The 22,673-nt window shown below is 70.8% G+C and carries 19 protein-coding genes; 17 read left to right on the forward strand and 2 right to left on the reverse strand.

The annotated features are described in order from the left end of the window. Positions 1 to 1,617 (forward strand): FAD-dependent oxidoreductase, encoded by a 1,617-nt coding sequence (locus tag ACLF3G_RS05745; RefSeq protein ID WP_430668384.1) that lies wholly within the window; start codon positions 1 to 3, stop codon positions 1,615 to 1,617. Positions 1,618 to 1,719: 102 nt separating this feature from the next. Here ACLF3G_RS05745 and murJ read toward each other — a convergent pair whose 3' ends face one another. After that, complete coding sequence (murJ, locus tag ACLF3G_RS05750; protein WP_430668385.1) at positions 1,720 to 3,261, reverse strand: murein biosynthesis integral membrane protein MurJ; 1,542 nt, start codon at positions 3,259 to 3,261, stop codon at positions 1,720 to 1,722. Between the two features lie 94 nt (positions 3,262 to 3,355). Here murJ and ACLF3G_RS05755 point away from each other — a divergent pair, with 94 nt between their 5' ends. The 3 genes from ACLF3G_RS05755 (at position 3,356) to ACLF3G_RS05765 (ending at position 5,959) form a co-directional block, all read left to right on the forward strand. After that, positions 3,356 to 3,724, forward strand: coding sequence for a hypothetical protein (locus tag ACLF3G_RS05755; protein WP_430668386.1), 369 nt, complete (start codon positions 3,356 to 3,358; stop codon positions 3,722 to 3,724). Between the two features lie 14 nt (positions 3,725 to 3,738). Next, on the forward strand, positions 3,739 to 5,199 hold the full coding sequence (locus tag ACLF3G_RS05760; RefSeq protein ID WP_430668387.1) for a methyl-accepting chemotaxis protein: 1,461 nt from the start codon (positions 3,739 to 3,741) through the stop codon (positions 5,197 to 5,199). A gap of 181 nt (positions 5,200 to 5,380) precedes the next feature. Continuing rightward, on the forward strand, positions 5,381 to 5,959 hold the full coding sequence (locus ACLF3G_RS05765; protein WP_430668388.1) for a nucleotide exchange factor GrpE: 579 nt from the start codon (positions 5,381 to 5,383) through the stop codon (positions 5,957 to 5,959). A gap of 4 nt (positions 5,960 to 5,963) precedes the next feature. On the opposite strand, the gene ACLF3G_RS05770 is transcribed toward ACLF3G_RS05765, so the two are convergent. Then, the gene (locus tag ACLF3G_RS05770; protein ID WP_430668389.1) at positions 5,964 to 7,244 is read right to left on the reverse strand and encodes a DUF3422 family protein; all 1,281 of its coding nucleotides are present in this window, start codon (positions 7,242 to 7,244) and stop codon (positions 5,964 to 5,966) included. A 249-nt stretch (positions 7,245 to 7,493) separates the two neighbouring features. Between ACLF3G_RS05770 and dnaK the strand changes: the two genes are divergently transcribed. From dnaK to rpsO, 13 genes are all read left to right on the forward strand, one after another. Continuing rightward, positions 7,494 to 9,416 (forward strand): molecular chaperone DnaK, encoded by a 1,923-nt coding sequence (gene dnaK, locus ACLF3G_RS05775; RefSeq protein ID WP_430668390.1) that lies wholly within the window; start codon positions 7,494 to 7,496, stop codon positions 9,414 to 9,416. Between the two features lie 113 nt (positions 9,417 to 9,529). Further along, entirely contained in the window at positions 9,530 to 10,690 is a 1,161-nt protein-coding gene (dnaJ, locus tag ACLF3G_RS05780; protein ID WP_430668391.1) for a molecular chaperone DnaJ, read from the forward strand. A gap of 257 nt (positions 10,691 to 10,947) precedes the next feature. Then, entirely contained in the window at positions 10,948 to 11,721 is a 774-nt protein-coding gene (gene dapB, locus ACLF3G_RS05785) for a 4-hydroxy-tetrahydrodipicolinate reductase (RefSeq protein WP_430668760.1), read from the forward strand. After that, on the forward strand, positions 11,721 to 12,338 hold the full coding sequence (locus ACLF3G_RS05790; RefSeq protein ID WP_430668392.1) for a DUF7002 family protein: 618 nt from the start codon (positions 11,721 to 11,723) through the stop codon (positions 12,336 to 12,338). The genes dapB and ACLF3G_RS05790 overlap by 1 nt, the downstream gene beginning before the upstream one ends. A gap of 127 nt (positions 12,339 to 12,465) precedes the next feature. Further along, positions 12,466 to 13,653 carry a methionine adenosyltransferase gene (gene metK, locus ACLF3G_RS05795; RefSeq protein ID WP_430668393.1) on the forward strand — a complete coding sequence of 396 codons (1,188 nt, stop codon included), beginning with the start codon at positions 12,466 to 12,468 and terminating at the stop codon, positions 13,651 to 13,653. Between the two features lie 72 nt (positions 13,654 to 13,725). Next, positions 13,726 to 14,436: a tRNA (guanine(46)-N(7))-methyltransferase TrmB gene (trmB, locus tag ACLF3G_RS05800; RefSeq protein WP_430668394.1), complete on the forward strand. Its 711-nt coding sequence runs from the start codon at positions 13,726 to 13,728 to the stop codon at positions 14,434 to 14,436. Between the two features lie 141 nt (positions 14,437 to 14,577). Then, the gene (gene rimP / locus ACLF3G_RS05805) at positions 14,578 to 15,198 is read left to right on the forward strand and encodes a ribosome maturation factor RimP (RefSeq protein ID WP_430668395.1); all 621 of its coding nucleotides are present in this window, start codon (positions 14,578 to 14,580) and stop codon (positions 15,196 to 15,198) included. A 10-nt stretch (positions 15,199 to 15,208) separates the two neighbouring features. Further along, on the forward strand, positions 15,209 to 16,921 hold the full coding sequence (gene nusA / locus ACLF3G_RS05810; RefSeq protein WP_430668761.1) for a transcription termination factor NusA: 1,713 nt from the start codon (positions 15,209 to 15,211) through the stop codon (positions 16,919 to 16,921). Further along, positions 16,890 to 17,570, forward strand: a complete 681-nt coding sequence (locus ACLF3G_RS05815) for an RNA-binding protein (protein WP_430668396.1) — start codon at positions 16,890 to 16,892, stop codon at positions 17,568 to 17,570. Before nusA ends, ACLF3G_RS05815 begins: the two co-directional genes overlap by 32 nt. A 184-nt stretch (positions 17,571 to 17,754) precedes the next feature. Beyond that, the gene (gene infB, locus ACLF3G_RS05820; protein ID WP_430668397.1) at positions 17,755 to 20,721 is read left to right on the forward strand and encodes a translation initiation factor IF-2; all 2,967 of its coding nucleotides are present in this window, start codon (positions 17,755 to 17,757) and stop codon (positions 20,719 to 20,721) included. Between the two features lie 73 nt (positions 20,722 to 20,794). Further along, complete coding sequence (gene rbfA, locus ACLF3G_RS05825) at positions 20,795 to 21,295, forward strand: 30S ribosome-binding factor RbfA (RefSeq protein WP_430668398.1); 501 nt, start codon at positions 20,795 to 20,797, stop codon at positions 21,293 to 21,295. After that, complete coding sequence (gene truB / locus ACLF3G_RS05830; protein ID WP_430668399.1) at positions 21,292 to 22,278, forward strand: tRNA pseudouridine(55) synthase TruB; 987 nt, start codon at positions 21,292 to 21,294, stop codon at positions 22,276 to 22,278. The genes rbfA and truB overlap by 4 nt, the downstream gene beginning before the upstream one ends. A 21-nt stretch (positions 22,279 to 22,299) precedes the next feature. Beyond that, positions 22,300 to 22,623 (forward strand): 30S ribosomal protein S15, encoded by a 324-nt coding sequence (gene rpsO, locus ACLF3G_RS05835; RefSeq protein WP_430668400.1) that lies wholly within the window; start codon positions 22,300 to 22,302, stop codon positions 22,621 to 22,623. Positions 22,624 to 22,673: the final 50 nt, after the last annotated feature.

The following is a 22,673-nucleotide window of genomic DNA, read 5'->3' on the forward strand; positions in this document are numbered from 1 at the left end:
ATGGATGAGGAGACGGATGCGCTGGTGCTCGGTAGCGGTGCCGCCGGGCTGACCGCGGCGCTGACCGCCGCGGCTTCCGGCCTTCGCGTGACGGTGCTGGAAAAGACAGACCGATTGGGCGGCACCAGCGCCATGTCCGGCGCCGGCACCTGGATCCCCGCCAACCACCACGCGGAAGCCGCCGGCCTTGCGGACACCCCCGAGGAAGCGCTCGCCTATATCCGCGCCGCCGCGCCGGAGGGCTGGGCGGCAACCGAGGATGCGCTATGGCAGCGCCTGGTCACCGCCGCCCCGGCCATGCTGCGCTTCCTCGAGGCGCATTCGCCGCTGCGCTTCCGCCTGACGCCAGAAGGCGATCCGCTGCGCCACCTGCCCGGCGCCAAGCCGCGCGGCCGCATGCTGTCGCCGCTGCCGCTCAGCCGCTTCCGGGCTGGCCGCTTCGCCTTCCGCATCAGGCAGTCCACCATCCCGGAGATCTTCACCTATCACGAGGCGGTGGAGACGGACCTCTATCACCACCCCTACCGCACCGCGCTCCGCCTGCTGCCGCGGCTGGCCTTGCGCCTGCTGACCAACAGCCGCGGCAAGGGCACGGCGCTGATCACCGGGCTGCTGCGCGGCTGCCTCAATGCCGGGGTGCGGATCGAACTTTCGGCCCGTGCCGTCGCATTGCTGACGGATGACACCGGCGCGGTCATTGGGGCGGTGGTCGAGCGGAATGGCCTGCGCACGAAGCTTCTCGCCCGACACGGCGTCGTCATCGCCACCGGCGGCTTCGAATGGGATGCGGCGCTGCGAGCGCGGCATTTCCCGGGGCCGGTCGACTATCTCGGCAGCCCCGAGGGCAATACCGGCGACGGCCATCGCATGGCGGAAGCCGCCGGCGCCGCCCTGGCGCATATGGACCAGGCGACGCTGACCCCGGCGGTGCCGGTGCGCCACGCAGGCCACCTCATGGCCCGACCGGTGCCGTTCCACACCGAGCCCAACGCCATCCTGGTCAACCGCCACGCCGTCCGCTTCGTCAACGAGCTGACCTTCAACATCGGTGAGGCGGTGGATATGCGCGACGCCACCGGCCAGCCGGTGCACCTGCCTTGCTGGGTGATCAGCGACGCCACGCTGCCGGACCGCCTGCCGCCGGCGAAGTGGGCGGCACGCGCCGATCCTGGCTGGATGCGCCGCGCCGAGACGCTGGAGGGCCTGGCCGCCCTGGTCGGACTGGACCCGGCGACGCTGGCCGCCACCGTGGCCCGCTACAACGCCGCCTGCATGGTGCAGCGGGACGAGGATTTCGGCCGGCCCTCCGCCGCCGATGCCGCTGCCAGTGGCGACCGGCGGCGGCGCGGCGGCCTGGCGCCGATCCTCCGCCCGCCCTTCCTGGCGATGCCCTTCAACCGTTCGATCCTTGGCACCAAGGGCGGCCCGCGCACCAACGAACATGCGGAGGTGCTGCGTCCGGATGGCAGCGTCATCGCCGGGCTGTTCGCCGCCGGTGCCTCCTCCGCCAACCCGCTCGGCACCCGTGGCGTCGGCACCGGCACCACGATCGGGCCGTACATGGCATGGGGGCACGTTGCCGGGTTGCGCCTGGCGCAGCGCAACGCGGGGCCGTAGCCGGATGCGACCCGGGCCTGGATGATCCGCGCCGATGGGAGCGCGGGTCATGATCTAGCCTTTTGGCACTTCTGCGTAATTCATGCCTTCGGCAATCACGCTCTAGCCCGACCGCCGCTTCAGCATCCGCAGCGCATCCCGCAGGTCGAGCCCTCCCAGCAGCTGCGCCATGCCGAAATACGTCACCATCCCGCTGCCGACGAGCATGGCCAACGCCGCGAAGCGGGCGAGGCTGCCTGCCACCGGGAACAGCACCGCCTCCAGCCCCCACAGCACTGCGCCCATGGCCAGCGCCGCCAGCAGCAGCCGCGGTACGCGCTGGCGCAGCCGGCGGTCCAGCACCAGCTGCCGGCGCCGCACCAGCAGCACGGCCAGGATACCGACATTCACCCAAGCGGCGATCGAGGTCGCCAATGCCACGCCGACATGCGCCAGCAGCGGCATCAGCACCAGGTTCAGCGCCAGGTTCAGCGCCACCACGAAGATGCCGATCTTCACCGGCGTGGCGGTGTCCCCGCGCGCGAAGAAGCCCGGCGTCAACGCCTTCACCAGCACGAAGGCCGGCAGGCCCAGCGCACCCGCCATCAACGCCGCCGCAGTGGCCGAACTGGCCGCGGCACTGAACTGGCCGCGCTCGAACAGCGTGGTGATGATGGCCCCTGCCGTGACGATCATCGCCAGCGCGGAGGGCAACGCGAAGGCCAGGGACAGCTCGATGGCGCGGTTCTGGCTGCGATGCGCCGCCAGCGCCCGCCCGGTACGCAGTTGCCGCGACAGCAGCGGCAGCAGCGCCGTGCCCACCGCGGCGCCGATGACGCCGAGTGGCAGCTGCGCGACGCGGTCGGCATAATACAGGTAGCTGACGGCGCCGGCCGGCAGCAGCGAGGCCAGGATGATGTCGATGGCCAGGTTCAGCTGCGTAACCCCGGCCCCCACCAGGCCCGGCAGCATTCGCTTCAGCACCAGGCGCACATCCGGGGTCATGCGCGGCCGGGTCAGCGGGTTGATCGCCATGCCGGCCATCCGCACCGCCACCAGCAGAAGCAGCAGCTGCACCACGCCGGAGGCCGCGACACCCCAGGCCAGCGCGTGGCCGGGCGTCGCGACATAGGGCGTCAGCCCCAGCAGCGCCGCCATCATCACCAGGTTGAACAGCACCGGCGTGGCGGCGGCGGCGGCGAAACGATCCATGCCGTTCAGCACGCCGGACACCAGCGCCGCCAGGCAGATGAACAGCAGGTAGGGAAAGGTGATGCGCGTCAGCTCGACCGCCAGCGGAAACCGCTCCGCCTCCCCCACGAAGCCGGGTGCCAGCACGAACAGCACCTGCGGCATGAAGACGATGCCGAGGATGACCAGTCCGGACAGCCAGATGCTCATCAGCCCGGCCAGCGAATTCGCCAGCGCCCGCGCCTTGGCCGGGCCATCCAGCGCGAAGCTGCCGGCGAAGGCGGGCACGAAGGCGGAATTGAACGCGCCTTCCCCGAACAGGCGGCGGAACAGGTTGGGCAACTTCAGCGCGATGAAGAAGGCATCCGCCACCGGCCCGGCGCCGAGCCGGGAGGCGATGAGCATGTCCCGGGCGAAGCCGAGGATGCGGCTGGCCATGGTCCAGCCGCCGACGGTGAAGACACTGCGAAGCATGCGGCCTGTGTAGGGGGTAATCGCCCGGGCCGAAACCGGGGGAGCCGACCGCCGCCTTAAAGGTTTGGTTGCCGCCGCCATGGCAGGGTGGGGCATGAAATTTTGCAACCACGCCGCGAAGGCGCGCGGCGCGCACCTCGCGACAGCCGCGGCGCCGGCCCTGCTGCTCGCGGCGACGCTGGGGCTTGGGCTGGCGCAACTGGTGCCCCGGCCGGGCCAGCCCGTGGCGCTGCTGTTTTCGCCCGGCCTGGGGCAGGACGCGGCCCTGCGCCAGATCCTGGCCCAGCCGGGGTGGGACCCGGTCGCGGTGCGCCAGATCGGTCCCTTCACCCTGGCACTGGTCGCACCCGCGGCCCTCGCCTTGCCCGGGCAACCCGGCCACTCCCTGCCGGCCGCGGCCTGGCTGGTGCTGGCCGCGCCCGGCCTGCCGCCCTGCCTTGCCACCCCTCTGCCGATCACCTGAACTGGACAAGCCCAATGGATCTCGATCTCGTACGCCGCGACAGCGGCAGGGCGCTGCTGGCACTGCTCGGCCTGTTCGCCGCCGCCATGCCGCCGTTGGCCTGGATCAATGGCGCGGCGGAGGCGGAGATTTGGGGCGGCGGGGCGCTCGCCGGCCTCGCCGCCCTGGCCGGCTTCGCCGCCGCATCCCGCGGTGTGTCCCAGCCGGCGGCGCGGCAGGTCCTGGCGGTGGCGCTGATGGTGCAGGTCTCGGTGCTGGTCTGGGTGGTGCCGCCGGCCCTGCGCACGGACCTGCACATGGCGTATTTTGCCGTGCTGGCGATGCTGGCCGGGCTGGTCGACCGCCACGCCATCCTGCTGGCGACGCTGACCGTGGCGCTGCACCACACGGTTCTGTCCCAACTGGCGCCCCTTGCGCTGTTCGGCGGCGGCGGCACGCTGGGCCGCGTCGCGCTGCATGCCGCCATCCTGGTGGCGGAAGCGGCGGTCCTGCTGCTGATCGTGAGCCACCTGGAACGCGCCGCCACCGCCGCCCGCCAGGCCGCGGAGGCGACCGGCGTGGCGCAGGCGCGGGAGGCCGCCGAACAGGCCCGGCGCCACGCCATGGAAGCCGAGGCCACGCTTGCCGCCCGCCGCGGCCGCCTCCGCCTGGCGGATGCCGTGGCCGGCGATTTTGATGGCGTTGCCCAGGTGGTGACGGCGGCGGCCGAACATCTCGGCACCGCAGCCGCCGCCCTGTCCCGCACCTCGCGGGATGGTGCGCAGGCGTCGCAGGCGGCGTCGCAGGCCACGACGGAAGCCGCGGGCGGGGTTCAGACCGTTGCCGCGGCGGCTGAAGAACTGGCGACCTCTGTGCAGGAGGTCACACGCCAGGTCGCCAACGCCGCCGCTGTGGCACGCAACGCGGCGGACCGGGCGCGCAGCACGGACGCCATCGTCTCCGGCCTGTCGCAGGGAGCCGGCCGAATCCATGAGGTGGTGGTGCTGATCGGCGCCATCGCCGGCCAGACCAACCTGCTGGCGCTGAACGCCACGATCGAGGCCGCCCGCGCCGGAGAGGCCGGCAAGGGCTTTGCCGTGGTGGCCGGGGAGGTGAAGGCGCTGGCCGCGCAAACCGCCCAGGCCTCCGAGGAAATCGGCCGCCAGGCGGCCAGCATCGGCGCCGCGACCGGCGACGCCGTGCTCGCCATCCGCGGCATCGTGGAGGTGGTGGCGGAGCTGGAGCACGTCGCCAGCGCCATGGCCGCGGCGGTGGAACAGCAGGGCACCGCGACGCGGGAGATCGCCGGCACCGCCGCCCATGTGGCCCAGAGCACGGGTCGCGCCTCCGGCGCCGTCGACCTGGCCGGCGAGGCCATGGCTGCGACCGGCCGCGAGGTTGCCGCGCTGGAACGGACGGCGGGACAGCTGGATCAGGGCGCGGCGTCCCTGCGCCAGGCGCTGCGGACGACGCTGGAGGGCCTGCGCGCGGCGTGACCGGCGGCCCGGTGATCGCCGCCCGGTGATCGCCGCCCGGTGATCGCCCCCCGGTGATCGCCGCCCGGTGATCGGCGGCCCGATGATCTGCGGCCCGGCCGGCTACGCCTTGCCGCGGTGCAGCAGGCCGCTTAGGTGAAGCGTCACGCTTACCCCCCTCTGCGAGTCAGAAATCTCGATCATGAGCGATACCCAGGACACGCCGACCCCCGCGGAGGCGCAGGACAGCCAGCCGAACGGCAGCCAATCGAACAGCGCCCAGCCCGAGGCGCCGCCGCCCACCGACGCGGAGCGCATCGAGATGCTGGAGGCGGAGCTCGGCCAGATGCGTGACAAGTGGCTGCGCGCCGAGGCCGACATGCAGAACCTGCGCAGCCGCACGAAGCGGGAGGCCGAGGATGCCCGCCTCTACGCCGTGCAGAAATTTGCCCGCGACGTGGTGGAGACGGCGGAGAACCTGCGCCGCGGCCTGGACAGCCTGCCGCCGCCGGCGGAGGACGAGCCCGAGTTGCTCGGCAAGCTGCGCGGCGGGTTCGAGAGCGTGGAGCGCGCCTTCGTCGCCATGCTGGAACGCCATGGAGTCGCCAGGGTAGAGGCCCAGGGCCAGCCGTTCGACCCGGAGCTGCACCAGGCGATGGCCGAGCAGCCGGCGCCGGAAGGCACCGAGCCCGGCACCGTCATCCAGGCCTGGACCCCTGCCTGGACGCTGCATGGCCGCCTGCTGAAGCCGGCCATGGTGGTGGTGGCGGGGAAGGACTGAGAGCCTATCCCCTCCGCCGCCGTCGGCGCATCCGCACCCAGACCAGCGCCGCCACCACCGGCACCATTACCGCCAGGATGATGTCGAGCTGCAACCCGGTGGCGCCGAAAGGCACCGGCTTCAGCGCATAGCCGGCCAGCGACAGCACGTAGTAGCTGATGCCGGCGACGGAGAGCCCCTCCACCGTCTCCTGCAGGCGAAGCTGGGCGCGGCCGGTCTCGGCCATGGCGGCCAGCAGCTTCTGCGTCTGGGCTTCCTGCGCCACGGCGACCCGGGCGCGCAGAAGGTCCACGGCGCGGCCGCAGCGGACGGACAGGGCGGAGATCCGCGCGCCCGTGGCCTGCACCGTGGCCAGCGCCGGGTCCAGCCGGCGTTCCAGGTATTCCGTCAGCGTCGGCAGCCCATGCAGCCGTTCCTCCCGCAGCACCTGCAGCCGGCGGCCGACCAGGGCGTGGTAGGCGTGGGCGGCTGAGAATCGATCCGCGGTCGCGTTCGCCAGTTGCTCGATGCCGGTGGCGAGGTCGGATAGCTCCTCCAGCGCCTCGCGCTCCGCCTCCAGTTCCTCCAGCGCCGTCAGGCGGGCGGACAGGGAAGCCAGCCGGTCGGAGGACCGGGCGAGGTCGCCGGAGGCCGCGCGGGCCTGAGGCAGGGCGAGCAGTGCGAACAGCCGGTAGGTCTCGATCTCCCACAGCGCCTGCGCCAGGCGGCCGGTGAGCGCCGGGGTCAGGCCGTGGTCCTGCAGCAGCACCCGGGTGAAGCCATCCGGCCCCAGCCGGAAATCGGTCCAGGCGGTGGCGGCGCCACCGGCGAGGGAGGCACCGGCCAGGCCATCCGGCGCGAAGCAGCCGGGCGGCGGCGCCTCATCCTCTCCGTCCGTCCGGTGCACCGCGATGTGGGCAGCGACCAGCGTGTGGCCGGGCAGGCCCGCCAGCCAGTCCGTCGGCACCGCGGCGATGGCGGTGAAGGCGAAGGGGTCGTCCGGGTGGTCGGACAGGCCGGGCCGCAGGAAGGTCCAACCGTCGAATTCGGTGTGCCGTTCATAGCGCAGCCGGAAGGCGCCGAAATCCGCCAGCACGAAATCCGCGCCCGGCGCCGGTGGCGTGACGCCGTAGCGCCGGCACAGCACCGCCAGGTGCGCCACCGCGGCGCCGCGATCCGCCCCTGACTCCCCAGCCAGCGCCAGGCGGCTGATCGCCACCGGGGTGTGCAGGGGAAGCGGGGGCCGGGCATGGAGTTCGCCCGTCAGCACATCGCGCTGCGGGTGGGGGGGGAGGTTCTGGATCATGTCGCAGTCGCACCTTAGGCATCGCGGCGCGCCGCGAACAGCAGATTGCTTGGCGTCCGGGGTCTTGTCCGCCGCCCCCTGCCTGAATACATGACGGACGCGCGGCGGCGGGTGCGAAACCCGTCCGTCGCTTCCGTGAACCACCCCCCTACCCCACCACCATCCGTCAAGGATCTGGGGGCGGGCGCGGTGCCGAAGGGTTCTTCACCCATGGGCCGCCCCCGTCCGCCGCACAGGAGATAGACTCGGATGAGCAAGGTCATCGGCATCGACCTCGGCACCACCAATTCCTGCGTCGCCATCATGGAAGGCAAGGACGTCAAGGTCCTGGAGAACGCGGAAGGTGCCCGCACCACCCCCTCCATGGTCGCCTTCGCCAAGAATGGCGAGCGCCTTGTCGGCCAGTCCGCCAAGCGGCAGGCCGTCACCAACCCGACCAACACGCTGTACGCCGTGAAGCGCCTCATCGGCCGTCGCTTCGACGACCCGATGGTGAACAAGGACAAGGGCCTGGTGCCCTACCAGATCGTCCGCGCCGCCAACGGCGATGCCTGGGTCGAGGCCGACGGCAAGCCCTACGCGCCGCAGCAGATCAGCGCCAACATCCTGACCAAGATGAAGGAGACGGCCGAGGCGTACCTGGGTGAGAAGGTGACGCAGGCCGTCATCACCGTCCCCGCCTACTTCAACGATGCCCAGCGCCAGGCGACCAAGGAAGCCGGCTCGATCGCGGGCCTCGAGGTGCTGCGCATCATTAACGAGCCGACGGCAGCCGCGCTGGCCTACGGCATGGACCAGAAGAAGGGCGGCACCATCGCGGTGTACGACCTGGGCGGCGGCACCTTCGACGTCTCGATCCTGGAAATCGGCGACGGCGTCTTCGAGGTGAAATCCACCAACGGCGACACCTTCCTGGGCGGCGAGGACTTCGATGCCCGCGTCATCGACTACCTGGCCGATGAGTTCAAGAAGGAGCAGGGCATCGACCTGCGCGGCGACAAGCTCGCCCTGCAGCGGCTGAAGGAAGCCGCGGAGAAGGCCAAGATCGAGCTGTCGTCGAGCAAGCAGACCGAGGTGAACCTGCCCTTCATCAGCGCCGACGCCTCCGGGCCCAAGCACCTGGTGATGCAGCTCAGCCGCGCCAAGCTGGAAGCGCTGGTCGACGACCTGATCACCAAGACGCTCGAGCCCTGCAAGCAGGCGCTGAAGGATGCGCAGGTCACGGCCGGCGAGATCGACGAGGTGATCCTGGTCGGCGGCATGACCCGCATGCCCAAGGTCATCGAGCTGGTGAAGCAGTTCTTCGGCAAGGAGCCCGCACGCAACGTCAACCCGGACGAGGTCGTCGCCATCGGCGCCGCCATCCAGGGCGGCGTGCTGAAGGGCGACGTCAAGGACGTGCTGCTGCTCGACGTGACCCCGCTGTCCCTGGGCATCGAGACGCTGGGCGGCGTGTTCACCCGGCTGATCGACCGCAACACCACCATCCCGACGAAAAAGTCGCAGGTCTTCTCGACGGCCGACGACAACCAGTCCGCGGTCACCATCAAGGTGTTCCAGGGCGAGCGCGAGATGGCGGCCGACAACAAGCTGCTCGGCCAGTTCGACCTGACCGGCCTGCCGCCGGCGCCGCGTGGCGTACCGCAGGTGGAGGTGACCTTCGACATCGACGCCAACGGCATCGTGTCGGTCTCCGCCAAGGACAAGGCGACGGGCAAGGAACAGCAGGTGCGCATCCAGGCCAAGTCCGGCCTGTCCGATGCCGACATCGAGCGGATGGTGCGCGACGCCGAGGCGAATGCCGAGGCGGACAAGGCACGCCGCGCCGCGGTGGAGGCGCGCAACGGCCTCGATGCGCTGGTGCATTCGACCGAGAAGACCATCCGGGAGAACGGCGACAAGATCCCGGCCGCCGAGAAGGCCGAGGTTGAATCCGCCATCGCCGCGGCACGAACTGCCATGGAAGGCCAGGACCTCGACGCCATCGCCAAGGCGAACGAGACCCTGTCCCAGGCCGCGATGAAGATGGGCGAGTCGCTGTACAAGGCGCAGGCCGCCCAGGCCGAGGCTGCCCCGGCCGACGGCACTGGTGCACCGGGCGGCAACCCGAACGACAAGGTGGTGGACGCCGAGTTCGAGGAGGTTGATCCGAACAAGAAGAAGCCGTCATAAACCACGGCTTCTTCCGGATCACCTGAACCGGCGCGCCCGGCGTCCATCTCCTCCGGAGATGGGGCCGGGCGCTGCCTTGTCGACCACGCCGCCCCGCGAGGACCCCCGGGACCATGGCCAAACGCGACTACTACGAAATCCTGGGCGTCGCCCGGGACGCGAGCGAGGAGGACCTGAAGAAGGCCTACCGCAAGCTCGCCATGCAGCACCACCCCGACCGCAACAAGGGCGACACGGGGTCGGAAGCCAAGTTCAAGGAGGCGAACGAGGCCTACGACGTGCTGAAGGACGCCGAGAAGCGCGCCGCCTATGACCGCTTCGGCCACGCCGCCTTCGAGCAGGGTGGCGGCGGCAGCGGTGGCGGCGGGGCCGGCTTCGGCGGCGGCAACCCCTTCGGCGGCGCCTTCGAGGACATCTTCGAGGAGATGTTCGGCGGCCTCGGCGCCCGCGGCCGCGGTGGCAGGCCCGCCGCGGGGCGTGGCAACGATCTGCGCCAGCAGGTCGATGTCACGCTGGAGGAAGCCTTCGCCGGCGTGAAGAAGACCATCCGCGTGCCGTCCTCCGTCGTCTGCGAAGCCTGCAAGGGCAGCGGCAGCGAAGGCCCGGCGGCACAGGCAGCGGCCACCTGCACCACCTGCAACGGCGCCGGCAAGGTGCGGGCGCAGCAGGGCTTCTTCCTGATCGAGCGGACCTGCCCGACCTGCTCGGGCAGCGGCCGCATCATCAAGAATCCCTGCAAGGTCTGCGCCGGCCAGGGCCGTACCCAGCGCGACCGCACCCTGTCCGTGACCATCCCGGCCGGCGTCGAGGACGGCACCCGCATCCGCCTGTCCGGCGAGGGCGAGGCCGGGCTGCGCGGCGCGCCGGCCGGCGACCTGTATGTCGACGTGGCGGTGAAGCAGCACGCGCTGTTCCAGCGCGACGGCGCCAATATCTTCGTCCGCGTCCCGCTGCGGATGACGCAGGCGGCGCTGGGTGGTGGTGTGGAAGTGCCGGTCATCGATGGTGGCCGCGCCCGCGTCACCATCCCGGCCGGCACCCAGACCGGCGACCAGTTCCGCCTGCGCGGCAAGGGCTTCTCCGTGCTGCGCTCGGCCGCACGTGGTGACATGTATGTGCAGGTGGCGGTGGAGACGCCGCAGAACCTCTCGAAGCGGCAGCAGGAATTGCTGACGGAGTTCGAAGCGGATTGCGAGAAGACCGGCCGCAGCAGCCCGGAAACCGAGGGCTTCTTCGCCAAGGTCAAGGAATTCTGGGACGGGCTTGGCCGCTAGGGCGCGTCCTGGCTGCAACGGTCAAGTTTTTTCCGATGTGGATGGAACCCGCCGCGGCGGGCTAACGTTGAAGCTCCCGACCGCCGCATCCCCCCTGCGGCGGCCCCGGCAGGCGGTGGCACGGTTCCCCTGGTCCCAACCCGTGCCCCCGCCGGCCCCCCTCCCTTCTCCCCCTTGGCTTGACCCCCCATCGCCTTGACCGCGGGCGCCCGCTTCGCGCAGCCTGCGGCACGAAACCGCGGGGGCCCCACTTCATGATCCGCATCGGCATAACGGGCGCTGCCGGCCGAATGGGGCGGCTGCTGGCGGAGGAGATCGTCGCGGCCGGCGCCACCCTGTCCGGCGGCACCGTGCGCCCCGGCTCGGATCGCGCCGTTTCCGCCGACATCACCCTGATGCCCGATGCGGCCGCGCTGTTCTTTGCCAGCGATGTCGTCATCGACTTCACCCATGCGGAGGAGGCGGTGCCGCACGCCACCCTCGCCGCCCGCACCGGCACGCCCCTGGTCCTCGGCTCCTCCGGCCTATCACCAGCGCAGGAACGCGCGGTGGCGGAGGCGGCGACGCAGGTGCCCGTGGTGCACGCCGCGAATTTCGCGCCCGGGGTGAACCTGGTGCTGGCCCTGGCCGAGCGCCTCGCCGCCGCGCTGCCGGGCGAGAGCTACGACGCCGAGATCGTCGAGATGCATCACCGCCAGAAGGTTGATGCCCCCTCCGGCACCGCCATCGCCATCGGCCGCGCCGTCGCTGCCGGACGTGGCACCACACTGGAGGACGCCGGCCGCGAGAGCGGGCGGGATGGCCACACCGGAGCACGCGGCACCGGCACCATCGGCTTCGCCGCGCTGCGCGGCGGCCAGGTGGTCGGCGACCATACGCTGCTGTTCGCCTCGGCCACCGAGCAGATCTCCCTCACCCATCGCAGCTTCGACCGCAGGTCCTATGCCGTGGGCGCGGTGCGGGCGGCGATGTGGCTGCGCGACCGGCCACCGGCGCTGTATTCCATGATGGACGTACTGGGCATGCGCTGATGCGCTGGGATGCCGCGGCGTTCTGCGCGGCGACCGGCGGCGTCGTCTGGCACGTGGCCGCGGTCGCAGCCCTGCCGATGCTGCACCGCCACGGGCTGTTGACTGCCGCGGATCTGGTCGCGCTGTTCGAGGTGCCGGAGCCCGAGGCGACCCGGCTGCTGGAGCAGAACCGCAGCCGCTTAGTGACCCTGGCCCACCCCCGGCACGGCCAGGTGGAATTGCGCCGCCAGCAGATGTGGGACAGCAAGCTCGGCCCGGCCCTGGCCGGCAGCGGCACCTCGCCCGCCGCCTGGCGCCGGCACATCAACGGCCATGTCTTCTTTTGGCTGGATCGCGCGCGGGCGCAGCGCCTGGCGGATGCGGACCCGAAGCGCCCGCAGGTCGCGCTGCGGATCGATGCGCGGCGGCTGCTGGCCCAGCACGGCGATGCGGCCTGGCTCACCCCGATCAACACCGGCGCGGTGCGCCACCCTGGCCACCGGCGCAGCCTGGCGGACTGGCATCGCCTCGGCGCCTATGCCGATCCAAAGGACCGGCGGCCCGTGGAACTGGCCCTGCAACGATCGCTGCCGGACCTTGCGCAGGTCCTGCTGGTGGACCCCTGGCCAGCGGGCTGAGGCGCGGGCCCGCTTCGGCTTGACCCCGCTACAGTGCACTGCAATACGCACCCATCCCGGATCCCCCGGGCCATCCAGCCAGGCCGGGGCGAACCGGTCTTCCCGCGACAAGAGGCCGAATCACGCCATGCGCGACACAGGCGAATACCTTTTCACGTCCGAAAGCGTCTCCGAAGGCCATCCGGACAAGGTGGCGGACCGCATTTCGGATACCGTGCTCGACGCCTACCTCTCGGCCGATCCCTATTCCCGCGTGGCCTGCGAGACGCTGGTGACCACCAACCGCGTGGTGCTGGCGGGCGAGACCCGCGGCCCCGGGAATGTGACGCCGGAACTGCTGATGCACCTGACGCGCATGGCGATCCGCGACATCGGCTATGAGCAGGATGGCTTCCACTGGCAGAATGCCAGCGTCGAATGCCACCTGCACGCGCAGTCCGCACATATCGCGCAGGGCGTCGACGCGGCCGGCAACAAGGATGAAGGCGCCGGCGACCAGGGCATCATGTTCGGCTATGCCTGCCGCGAGACGCCGGAGTTGATGCCGGCGCCGCTGTATTACGCCCACCTGATCCTGCGCCGCATCAGCGAGATGCGCCGCGCCGGCGACCTGGCCGTGTCCGGCCTGCTGCCGGACGCCAAGTCCCAGGTGACGCTGAAATACGTGGACGGCAAGCCGGTGGGCGCCACCAGCATCGTCGTCTCGACGCAGCACGAGGAACGCCTCGACCAGGCCGAGATCAAGCGGATGATCCGCCCGATCATCGAGACCAGTCTGCCGAAGGGCTGGATGTGCCCGGACAACGAGCTGTACGTGAACCCGACCGGCACCTTCGTCATCGGCGGGCCGGATGGTGACTGCGGTCTGACCGGGCGCAAGATCATCGTCGACACCTACGGCGGCGCGGCCCCGCATGGCGGCGGCGCGTTCAGCGGCAAGGATCCGACAAAGGTCGACCGTTCCGCGGCCTACGCGGCCCGCTACGTCGCGAAGAACGTCGTCGCCTCCGGCATCGCGGACAAGTGCACGATCCAGGTGAGCTACGCGATCGGCGTCTCCAAGCCGCTGTCGGTGTATTTCGACCTGCACGGCACCGGCCAGGACGTCGACGAGACCAAGCTGGCGAAGGTGATGGATGGGCTGATGAACCTGTCCCCGCGCGGGATCCGGGAGCATCTGCACCTGAACCGCCCGATCTATGCCGTGACCAGCGCCTACGGCCATTTCGGCCGCACGCCGGATGCGGAGAAGGGCACCTTCACCTGGGAGAAGACCGACCTGGCCGACGAGATCCGCCGGGCCTTCAACCGGTAGTCCACGCAAACCCACTTTGACCTGTTGGGCGGCGGGCGCAGGCTCGCCGCCCCTTTTCTTTTCGAGGCCTGCATGACAGCGGACCGCCCACCCCTGGCCGAAGGTGTCCCCGACCGGCTCTATGGCCGCCAGCGCGGCCACAAGCTGCGGCCGCGGCAGCAGCGCCTGCTGGACGAAACCCTGCCGCGCCTGCGCCTCTCGCCCGATCAGGCCGCCGATCCTCGTGCGGCCTTCGGCGTGCCGGATGCGCCGCTATGGCTGGAAGTGGGTTTCGGCGGCGGCGAACACGCCCTGGAACAGGTGCGCGCCCATCCTCGGGTCGCCTACATCGCGTCCGAGGTGTTCGAGAACGGGCTGTGTTCCCTGCTGACCCGGCTGGTGCCCGAAGGCGGGGAGGCGACGGCGCCGCTGCCGGCAAACCTGCGCCTGTGGCCACAGGATGCGCGCCACCTGCTCGGCCTGCTGCCGGAGGCATCGCTGGACCGGCTGATGCTGATGTTCCCTGACCCCTGGCCGAAATCGCGCCATTCGAAGCGCCGCTTCGTGCATCCGGAACTGCTGCCGCTGGTCGCCCGCGTGCTGCGCCCCGGCGGCGAGTGGCGCATCGCCAGCGATGACCCGACCTACCAGGCCTGGGTGGCGGAGGTCTTCGCCGGCACTAAGCTGTTCACCCTCACCGAGCGCCACACGACCCGCCCCGAAGGCACGCCCGGCACGCGGTACGAGGCCAAGGCCATGCGGGAGGGGCGGCATCCGATCTGGTGGGTGTTCGTGCGGGCCTGACTCCGCTTGCAGCCGCCACGACGCTTCGCTATATCTGTTGCACGAGTTCGCTTTCCGATGTGTCCGGGAGGTGGCCCCTAACCGGGCCGCCTTTTTTGTTGGCCGATCCTGGCCCCGGGCGTTTCGGCCTGGAATGCACGCATGGACGACGACCAGCCACAACATGAGGGCCTCGAGGCCCGGATCGCCACGAGCATCCTGCCCACGCTCGGCCAGCTTGGCTATGAGCTGGTCCGCGTGCAGGTCAGTGGCAAGGAACGCCCGGTGGTCCAGATCATGGCCGACCGCGCGGATGAGGCGACCTTCACCGTCGAGGATTGCGAGGCGATCAGCCACGCCGTCGGCGCCGTGCTGGATGTCGAGGACCCGATCCGCGGCGAATGGCAGCTGGAGGTCTCCTCCGCCGGCATCGACCGGCCGCTGACCCGCGCCAAGGACTGGAACCGCTACGCCGGGCAGCTGGCGCAGGTGGAACTCGCGGTGCCGCAGGATGGCCGCAAGCGTTTCCGTGGTATCGCGTTGGGCGCCGATGCGGCGGAGGCGCGGTTGCGGCTGGAGGATGGCACCGAGCTGGTGGTGCCGCGCGGCAACATCCGCCGCGCCAAGCTGGTGCTGACAGACGAGCTGATCGAGGCCAGCGCAGCGTTGGCCGCGGCCGCGAATGCACGCCGGGATGCGCTGCGGCCTGCCGAAGACGTGCCGACGGATGACCTGCCGGCCGAAGACATCTCCGACGAAACCGACGATTCCAAGAGGAACTGACGCCATGGCGATGGATGTCGCGATCGCGCGCCCGGAACTGCTGCTGGTGGCGGATGCCGTCGCCCGCGAGAAGATGATCGAGCGCGACGAGGTGCTGGAGGCGATGGAGCAGGCCATCCAGAAGGCCGGCCGCGCCAAGTACGGCCACGAGAAGGACATCCGCGCCGTCATCGACCGCAAGTCGGGTGAAGTGAAGCTCTCCCGCTGGACCGAGGTGGTGGACGCCGAGCCGGTGGAGAACGAGGCGACGCAGCTTTCGCTGCGCATCGCCCAGAAGATCAAGCCGGGCATCAAGACCGGCGAGTTCATCATCGACCCGCTGCCGCCGATCGATTTCGGCCGCATCGCCGCCCAGACCGCCAAGCAGGTGATCGTGCAGCGGGTGCGCGAGGTCGAGCGCAACAAGCAGTACCTGGAATACAAGGACCGCGTCGGCGAGATCATCAACGGCGTCGTCAAGCGCACCGAATACGGGAACCTGATGGTCGAGCTCGGCAAGGCGGAAGCCCTGCTGCGCCGCGACGAGACCATCCCGCGGGAGGCGTTTCGGAATGGCGACCGCGTGCGCGCCTACATCTATGACGTGCGCGAGGAGCCGCGGGGCCCGCAGATCTTCCTCAGCCGCACCCATCCCGGCTTCCTGGCAAAGCTGTTCGCGCAGGAAGTGCCGGAAATCTACGACGGGATCATCGAGATCAAGGCGGTGGCTCGCGACCCCGGCTCCCGCGCCAAGATGGCGGTGATCTCCCGCGACAGCAGCATCGATCCGGTCGGCGCCTGCGTCGGCATGCGCGGATCGCGCGTGCAGGCGGTGGTGCAGGAGCTGCAGGGCGAGAAGATCGACATCATCCCCTGGTCCGGTGACCAGGCGACCTTCATTGTCAATGCCCTGGCCCCGGCCGAGGTCACCAAGGTGGTGCTGGACGACGATGCGCGGCGGGTCGAGGTGGTGGTGCCGGACGACCAGCTTTCGCTGGCCATCGGCCGCCGCGGCCAGAATGTGCGCCTTGCATCACAGCTCACGCGCTACGATGTAGACATCCTGACCGAGGCCGAGGAATCGGAACGCCGGCAGGAGGACTTCCGCAAGCGCAGCGGGCTGTTCGTCGAGGGCCTGGATGTCGACGACGTCATCGCCGGCCTGCTGGTGACCGAGGGCTTCGGCTCGATCGAGGACATCATCAACGTCGACGACGAGGAACTCGCCGAGATCGAGGGCTTCGATGAGAACGTCGCCACCGAACTCAAGCGCCGCGCCCAGGCCTTCCTCGACAAGCGCGAGGGCGAGATGGACGACAAGCGCCGCGAGCTCGGCGTCGAGGACGCGGTCGCCGAGGTCGGCGGCTTCTCCGCAGCCATGCTGGTGGCGCTCGGCGAGAAGGGCGTGAAGACGCTGGAGGACCTGGCGGATCTGGCCGGTGACGAGCTGGTGGAAATCCTCGGCACCGATGCGGTGGACGAGGATACCGCCAACGCCGTGATCCTGGCCGCACGCCAATCCGCCGGCTGGTTCGGCGACGAGGACGTGGCCGGCGCCCACGCCGCGGCGCATGGCGGCTATGAATATGCCGAGGGCGAGGACGCCCCCGAGAGCGAAGACGAAGGTGCCGAGGGCGTGGACGTAGCCGCCGAAGGCGGGGACGTGCCGGCCGAAGGGGAGCCCGCGGATGAAACCGCCGGCGAGCCCACCGATGGGGAACAAGACGACGCAGCCCGCTCATGACACCCAGCCCGATGATCTGACGCCCGATCTGCCGGACGCGGACGAGCCCGAGACCGGCCCGCTGCGGCGGTGCCTGGTGACGCGCGAACGGCTGCCGAAGGAGGCGATGCTGCGCTTCGTGCTGTCGCCGGACCGCGAGTTGGTCCCCGACCTGAACGCAAGGCTGCCCGGCCGGGGAATGTGGTTGAGCGCGCGGGCCGATGTGTTAGAACGTGCCGCGACCCGCGGGGCCTTTGCGAAGGCCGCGCGTGGTCCGGTGCACGTGCCCCCCGATCTTCGCGCGCGGATCGAGACCGGCCTGCAGGGGCGGGTTCGTGATCTCATCGGGCTCGCCCGGCGCGCCGGGCAGGCGGTGAGCGGGTGGCAGGCAGCCCTCGAATGGCTGCAGGCGGGGCGCGCGGCGCTGCTGGTCCAGGCTTCGGACGGCAGCGCGGCGGAACGGGCGCGGTTGGTGGGGCTCCGGCAGGTCCCGGCGGTGACGCCGCTGACCGGCACGGAGCTTGGGGTGCTGTTCGGACGTGACCGGGCGGTGCATGTTGCAGTGGCGCCAGGTAAGCTGGCGCAGGCGATCGCGGCGGAAGCCGCACGGCTCGCGGGCGTCGCCGCCGCGGCCGACAGCAGGGGTGTCGCGCCAAAAGCGCCACCCTAGGCGGACTGCCCCCTCGGCCGGAGGCCGGGGTTTTTTACCCGGCCCAGCGCCGGGGATTCGATCGTCGCGCTCCGTGTTCCAGGGGTGCGGTTAAGACTTCACCCGCGTTCGCGCGGACTGCACAGGGTGTCGCGCTTCGGTGCGGCTGGATATGACGGACGAAAGATCAGGTTCGGATCGGCGGATGAGCGACCAGAACGACCAGGATGCGGCCAAGGGCCGGCTCTCACTCCGGCCGGGTGGGCGCCTGGAGCTGGGCAAGACGGTGGATGCTGGCAGCGTGCGCCAGTCCTTCAGCCATGGGCGCAGCAAGGTGGTGCAGGTGGAGGTGCTGAAGAAGCGCGCCGCCCCGGCCGCCGCACCGGCGCAGGCGAGGCCCGGGGTCTCGCCGCCAACGCCAGGCGCGGCAGGACCGCGTCCTGCCGTGGGCGGGCCGCCGAAATCCGGCAGTGCCGCGCCGGCAGGCAAGCCGCCGGCGGCCGCGGGCCGCCCGCTGACGCAATCGGAACTCGCCACGCGCCAGCGCGTGCTTGAGGAGCAGCGCCGCGCCGAGGCGCAGCGCCAGCGCGAGGAGCGTGAGCGCCAGGCCCTCCAGGTGCGCTCCGCCGCCGAGGAAGCGCAGCGTCGCGCCGAGGAGGAGCGTCGCCGCGCCGAGGACGAGGAGCGCCTCGCTGCCGAGGAGGCGCGTCGCGCCGCCGAGGAAGCACGCCGCGCGCCGAAGCCGCCGGTGGTCGAGCAGGAGCCGGAGGACGAGCCGGCGGAGCCGCAGGCCCCGCCTGTCGCCGCCGCGCCTGCCCCGGCTGAATCCGGCCCGACGCCGGCCGCCGCGCCGCAGCCGCCGGCACAGCCCGTGTCCCGTGGCCCCGCGCCGCGCGCCGCGGAGCCTGCCCCGGCCCGCTCGCCATCCGGTCGTCCCGGCATGCCGTCCCTGGCCCGTCCGATGGCGCAGCCGCTGCGCACCGGCCGTCCCGGCCCGGTGCCGACGGCGCTCGGCGCACGGCGTCCCGCCGCGGCCGCCCCGGCCCCGGCCGCGCAGCCCGGCGCCGTGCCGGGTGCGAAGCCGGCCGCCCCGGCCAGCGATACGCCCGCCGCCAAGCTGACCCTCAAGGCCCGCACGCCGCTGACCGACGAGGATGAGGCACCGCGCGGTGTCGTCCGCCGCCCCGGCATGCCCGGGCCGGCGGGTGCCGCGAAGAAGCCGGCGCTGCCGCCGGCGAAGAAGTCCCTGGTACCCGGCGGCGACCGTCGTCGCGACGGCCGCATCGACGTCTCGGCCGCGATCGAGGGCGAGGATGAGCGCACGCGCTCCATCGCCTCCGTGCGCCGTGCCCGCGAACGCGAGCGCCGGCAGCAGGAGCTGCAGCGCCTGCGCTCGGGCGCCGAGAAGGTGGTGCGCGACGTGGTGGTGCCGGAAGCCATCACCGTGCAGGAACTCGCCAACCGCATGGCCGCCCGTGGCGGCGAGGTGGTGAAGGCGCTGTTCCGCATGGGCGTGATGGCGACCCTGACCCAGTCCATCGACGCCGACACGGCGGAGCTGGTGGTGCAGGAATTCGGCCACCGGGTCCGCCGCGTCGCCGAAAGCGACGTGGAGATCGGGCTGGAGGGCGAGGTGGATGTCGACGCCGACATGCAGCCGCGCGCACCGGTCGTCACCATCATGGGTCACGTCGACCACGGCAAGACCAGCCTGCTGGACGCCCTGCGCCAGGCCGACGTGGCAGCGCGGGAAGCCGGTGGCATCACCCAGCACATCGGCGCCTATCAGGTGACCGTGCCGGGTGGCCAGAAGGTGACGTTCATCGATACGCCGGGCCACGCCGCCTTCACCGCCATGCGCGCCCGTGGCGCCAGCGTGACGGACATGGTGGTGCTGGTGGTGGCGGCCGATGATGGCGTGATGCCGCAGACGGTCGAGGCCATCAACCACGCCCGCGCCGCCAACGTGCCGATCATCGTTGCGATCAACAAGATCGACAAGGAAGGCGTGCGGCCGGAGCGCGTGAAGCAGGAGTTGCTGCAGCACGAGATCGTGGTCGAAAGCCTGGGCGGCGAGACGCAGGAAATCGAGGTCTCGGCGACCAAGAAGCTGAACCTCGACCGCCTGCTGGAAGCCATCGCGCTGCAGGCCGAGATCCTCGACCTGCGGGCCAATCCGAACCGCGCCGCCGAAGGCACCGTCATCGAAAGCCGGCTGGATCGCGGTCGCGGCCCGGTGGCCACCGTGCTGGTGCAGAAGGGCACGCTGAAGACCGGCGACATCGTCGTGGCCGGCGCCGAGTGGGGCAAGGTTCGCGCCATGCTCGACGACAAGGGCCGCCAGCTGAAGACGGCGCTGCCGTCCCTGCCGGTGGAGATCCTGGGCCTGTCGGGCGTGCCGACGGCCGGCGAAAACTTCATCGCCGTCGAGGACGAGACCAAGGCGCGCGAGATCAGCGAATTCCGCCAGCGCAAGCTGCGGGAGAAGCAGGTGGCGGCGGTCTCCGCCGGGCGCGGCAGCCTGGCCGACATGCTGGCCCGCATCCAGGCCGGTGCGCAGAAGGAAGTGGCTGTCGTCGTCAAGGCGGATGTGCAGGGCAGCGCCGAGGCGATCGCCGTCACTCTGGCAAAGCTCGGCAACGAGGAAGTCCGCGTGCGCATGCTGCACAGCGCGGTCGGCCAGATCACCGAGAGCGACATTCAGCTGGCCAAGGCGTCCAACGCCGTCATCGTCGCCTTCAACGTCCGCGCCACCACCCAGGCGCGCGACCTGGCGACGCGCGACGGCGTCGAGATCCGCTACTACTCCATCATCTACGAGGTGGCGGACGACATCGAGGAACTGGTGCGCGGCAAGCTGGCGCCGGTGCAGCGGGAGAAGTTCCTGGGCTACGCCCAGATCCTGCAGGTCTTCGAGGTCAAGCGGATCGGCAACGTGGCGGGCTGCCGCGTGACCGAGGGCGTCGTGAAGCGCGGCTGTGGCGTGCGCCTGCTGCGGGATGGCACCGTCATCCACCAGGGCGAGCTTGCGACACTGCGTCGCTTCAAGGACGACGTGAAGGAAGTGACCAACGGCTACGAGTGCGGCATGTCCTTCGTGAACTACAACGACATCCGCGTCGGCGACCAGATCGAGTGCTACGAGACCGAGACGGTCGCCGGCACGCTCTGACGCTTCATTGGCCGCAGGATGAAGGGCGCGGCGCACCAGCGCCGCGCCCTTTCCCGTTGAAGGATTTTCGCACATGGCTCGCAAGACCCGCGATGCCGCGGATGCGCCGCGGCGCGACACCAATTCTGCCCTCGATCGCGCCACACGGCCCGCCGCGAAGAAGGGCGGCGCACAGGGGCCCAGCCAGCGGCAGCTGCGCGTGGCGGAGGAAATCCGGCACGCGCTTTCCGCCGTCTTCACGCGGGAGGAGTTCCGCGACCCGGACCTGTTCGACCTCAAGGTGACGGTGACGGAGGTTCGCGCCTCCCCTGACCTCAAGCACATGACGGCCTTCGTCAGCGGCCTGGGCAAGGACCTGACTTCCGCCCAGTTCGCCGGGCTGAAGCGCATCCAGCCCTTCCTGCGCACGCAGGTCGCGAAGGCCGTGCGCCTGCGGGTGGCGCCGGAGCTGCATTTCCAGCCGGACACCGCGCTCGACTACGCCATGCACATCAGCAAGGTCATGCAGCTTCCGGTGGTCCAGCAGGACCTCGGCAAGCCCGCGGAACCGCCTCAGGACTCCGAAGAACCGTGAACCAGCCGAACCGCCACCGCCACCGTAGCAAGAAGCCCAAGGGGGTCGCCCTTGATGGCTGGTTGATCGTGGACAAGCCCTCCGGCATCGGCTCCACCGACGTCGTCAACAAGGTGAAGCGCGCCTTCGATGCGCAGAAGGCAGGCCACGGCGGCACGCTGGACCCGCTGGCCACAGGGCTGCTGCCGGTCGCCTTCGGCGCCGCGACCAAGACCGTGCCCTACGTCATGGACGGCACCAAGACCTACCACTTCACGCTGAGGTTCGGCGAGGCGCGCGACACCGACGATGCCGATGGCGCCGTCATCGCCACCAGCGACATCCGCCCGACCGACGCCGAGATCGAGGCGGCGCTGCCGGCCTTCCGCGGCGACATCATGCAGGTGCCGCCGGCCTATTCCGCGATCAAGATCAATGGCGAGCGCGCCTACGACCTGGCGCGCGACGGCCAGGTGGTGGAGATTGCGCCGCGTCCCGCGCGGATCGACCGCTTCGACCTGATTTCCCGCCCGGATGCCGATACCGCCATCTTCCACGTGGAATCCGGCAAGGGCGTCTACATGCGCAGCCTGGGCCGCGATATCGCCCGTGCGGTCGGCTCCGTCGGCCACATCACGGCGCTGCGTCGCCTGCGGGTCGGCCCCTTTCGGGAGGAGCATGCAATTCCCCTGGACAGGCTCGTCGGAACCGGCGATACGCCTCCCCCTTCCCCGGACCTCCTGCTTCCGGTGACGACCGCGCTGGCCGACATCCCGGCACTGGCCGTCACCGCTGAGGAGGCCATGCGTCTCGATCAGGGCCAGGCGATCAGCCTGGTGGAACTGATGGGACGGATTCCTCGCAATGCCGATCCCGAAGGGGGCCTGCTGCGCGCGATGGCGGGGGAGCGTCTGCTCGGCCTGTGCCGGCTGGAGAGTGGTTGGATGCAGCCCGAGCGGCTGATCCAGCTCGATTCCGGGCAACAGTCGCGCAACGTGGCTTAACCCCGACCTGGAGGATCCCTGATGTCGACGACGACCACCCCGGCCACCGAGCCGAAGCCCGCTGCCAAGATCATTGCGGCGACCGATACCGCCGCCCGCGCGGCGCTGATCAAGGAATACGCCACGAAGCCGGGCGACACGGGCAGCCCGGAGGTTCAGGTCGCCCTGATCTCCGCCCGTGTCACCATGCTGACGGAACACCTGAAGGCGCACCCGAAGGATTTCCACAGCCGGCGCGGCCTGCTGGTGCTGGTCGGCCAGCGCCGCGGCCTGCTGGACTACGTGAAGCGCAAGGACCAGAAGCGCTACGAGACGCTGATCGGCCGCCTCGGCCTGCGTCGCTGATACCGGCCGCGGCCGGGGATCAAGCCCCCCGGCCGCGCCGAACCTGCGGA

This window comes from Falsiroseomonas sp. HC035 (assembly GCF_050563525.1).
Lineage (GTDB): Bacteria > Pseudomonadota > Alphaproteobacteria > Acetobacterales > Acetobacteraceae > Falsiroseomonas.

Bases quoted from the DNA above. Each gene is read 5' to 3' on its own strand.
- ACLF3G_RS05790 (WP_430668392.1), top strand. From the start codon at position 11,721: ATGCGCTGGGATGCCGCGGCGTTCTGCGCGGCGACCGGCGGCGTCGTC.
- metK (WP_430668393.1), top strand. From the start codon at position 12,466: ATGCGCGACACAGGCGAATACCTTTTCACGTCCGAAAGCGTCTCCGAA.
- rbfA (WP_430668398.1), top strand. From the start codon at position 20,795: ATGGCTCGCAAGACCCGCGATGCCGCGGATGCGCCGCGGCGCGACACC.
- rpsO (WP_430668400.1), top strand. From the start codon at position 22,300: ATGTCGACGACGACCACCCCGGCCACCGAGCCGAAGCCCGCTGCCAAG.
- infB (WP_430668397.1), top strand. From the start codon at position 17,755: ATGAGCGACCAGAACGACCAGGATGCGGCCAAGGGCCGGCTCTCACTC.
- rimP (WP_430668395.1), top strand. From the start codon at position 14,578: ATGGACGACGACCAGCCACAACATGAGGGCCTCGAGGCCCGGATCGCC.
- ACLF3G_RS05770 (WP_430668389.1), bottom strand. From the start codon at position 7,244: ATGATCCAGAACCTCCCCCCCCACCCGCAGCGCGATGTGCTGACGGGC.
- ACLF3G_RS05815 (WP_430668396.1), top strand. From the start codon at position 16,890: ATGGGGAACAAGACGACGCAGCCCGCTCATGACACCCAGCCCGATGAT.
- dnaJ (WP_430668391.1), top strand. From the start codon at position 9,530: ATGGCCAAACGCGACTACTACGAAATCCTGGGCGTCGCCCGGGACGCG.
- dnaK (WP_430668390.1), top strand. From the start codon at position 7,494: ATGAGCAAGGTCATCGGCATCGACCTCGGCACCACCAATTCCTGCGTC.
- ACLF3G_RS05755 (WP_430668386.1), top strand. From the start codon at position 3,356: ATGAAATTTTGCAACCACGCCGCGAAGGCGCGCGGCGCGCACCTCGCG.
- nusA (WP_430668761.1), top strand. From the start codon at position 15,209: ATGGATGTCGCGATCGCGCGCCCGGAACTGCTGCTGGTGGCGGATGCC.
- trmB (WP_430668394.1), top strand. From the start codon at position 13,726: ATGACAGCGGACCGCCCACCCCTGGCCGAAGGTGTCCCCGACCGGCTC.
- ACLF3G_RS05765 (WP_430668388.1), top strand. From the start codon at position 5,381: ATGAGCGATACCCAGGACACGCCGACCCCCGCGGAGGCGCAGGACAGC.
- ACLF3G_RS05760 (WP_430668387.1), top strand. From the start codon at position 3,739: ATGGATCTCGATCTCGTACGCCGCGACAGCGGCAGGGCGCTGCTGGCA.
- ACLF3G_RS05745 (WP_430668384.1), top strand. From the start codon at position 1: ATGGATGAGGAGACGGATGCGCTGGTGCTCGGTAGCGGTGCCGCCGGG.
- murJ (WP_430668385.1), bottom strand. From the start codon at position 3,261: ATGCTTCGCAGTGTCTTCACCGTCGGCGGCTGGACCATGGCCAGCCGC.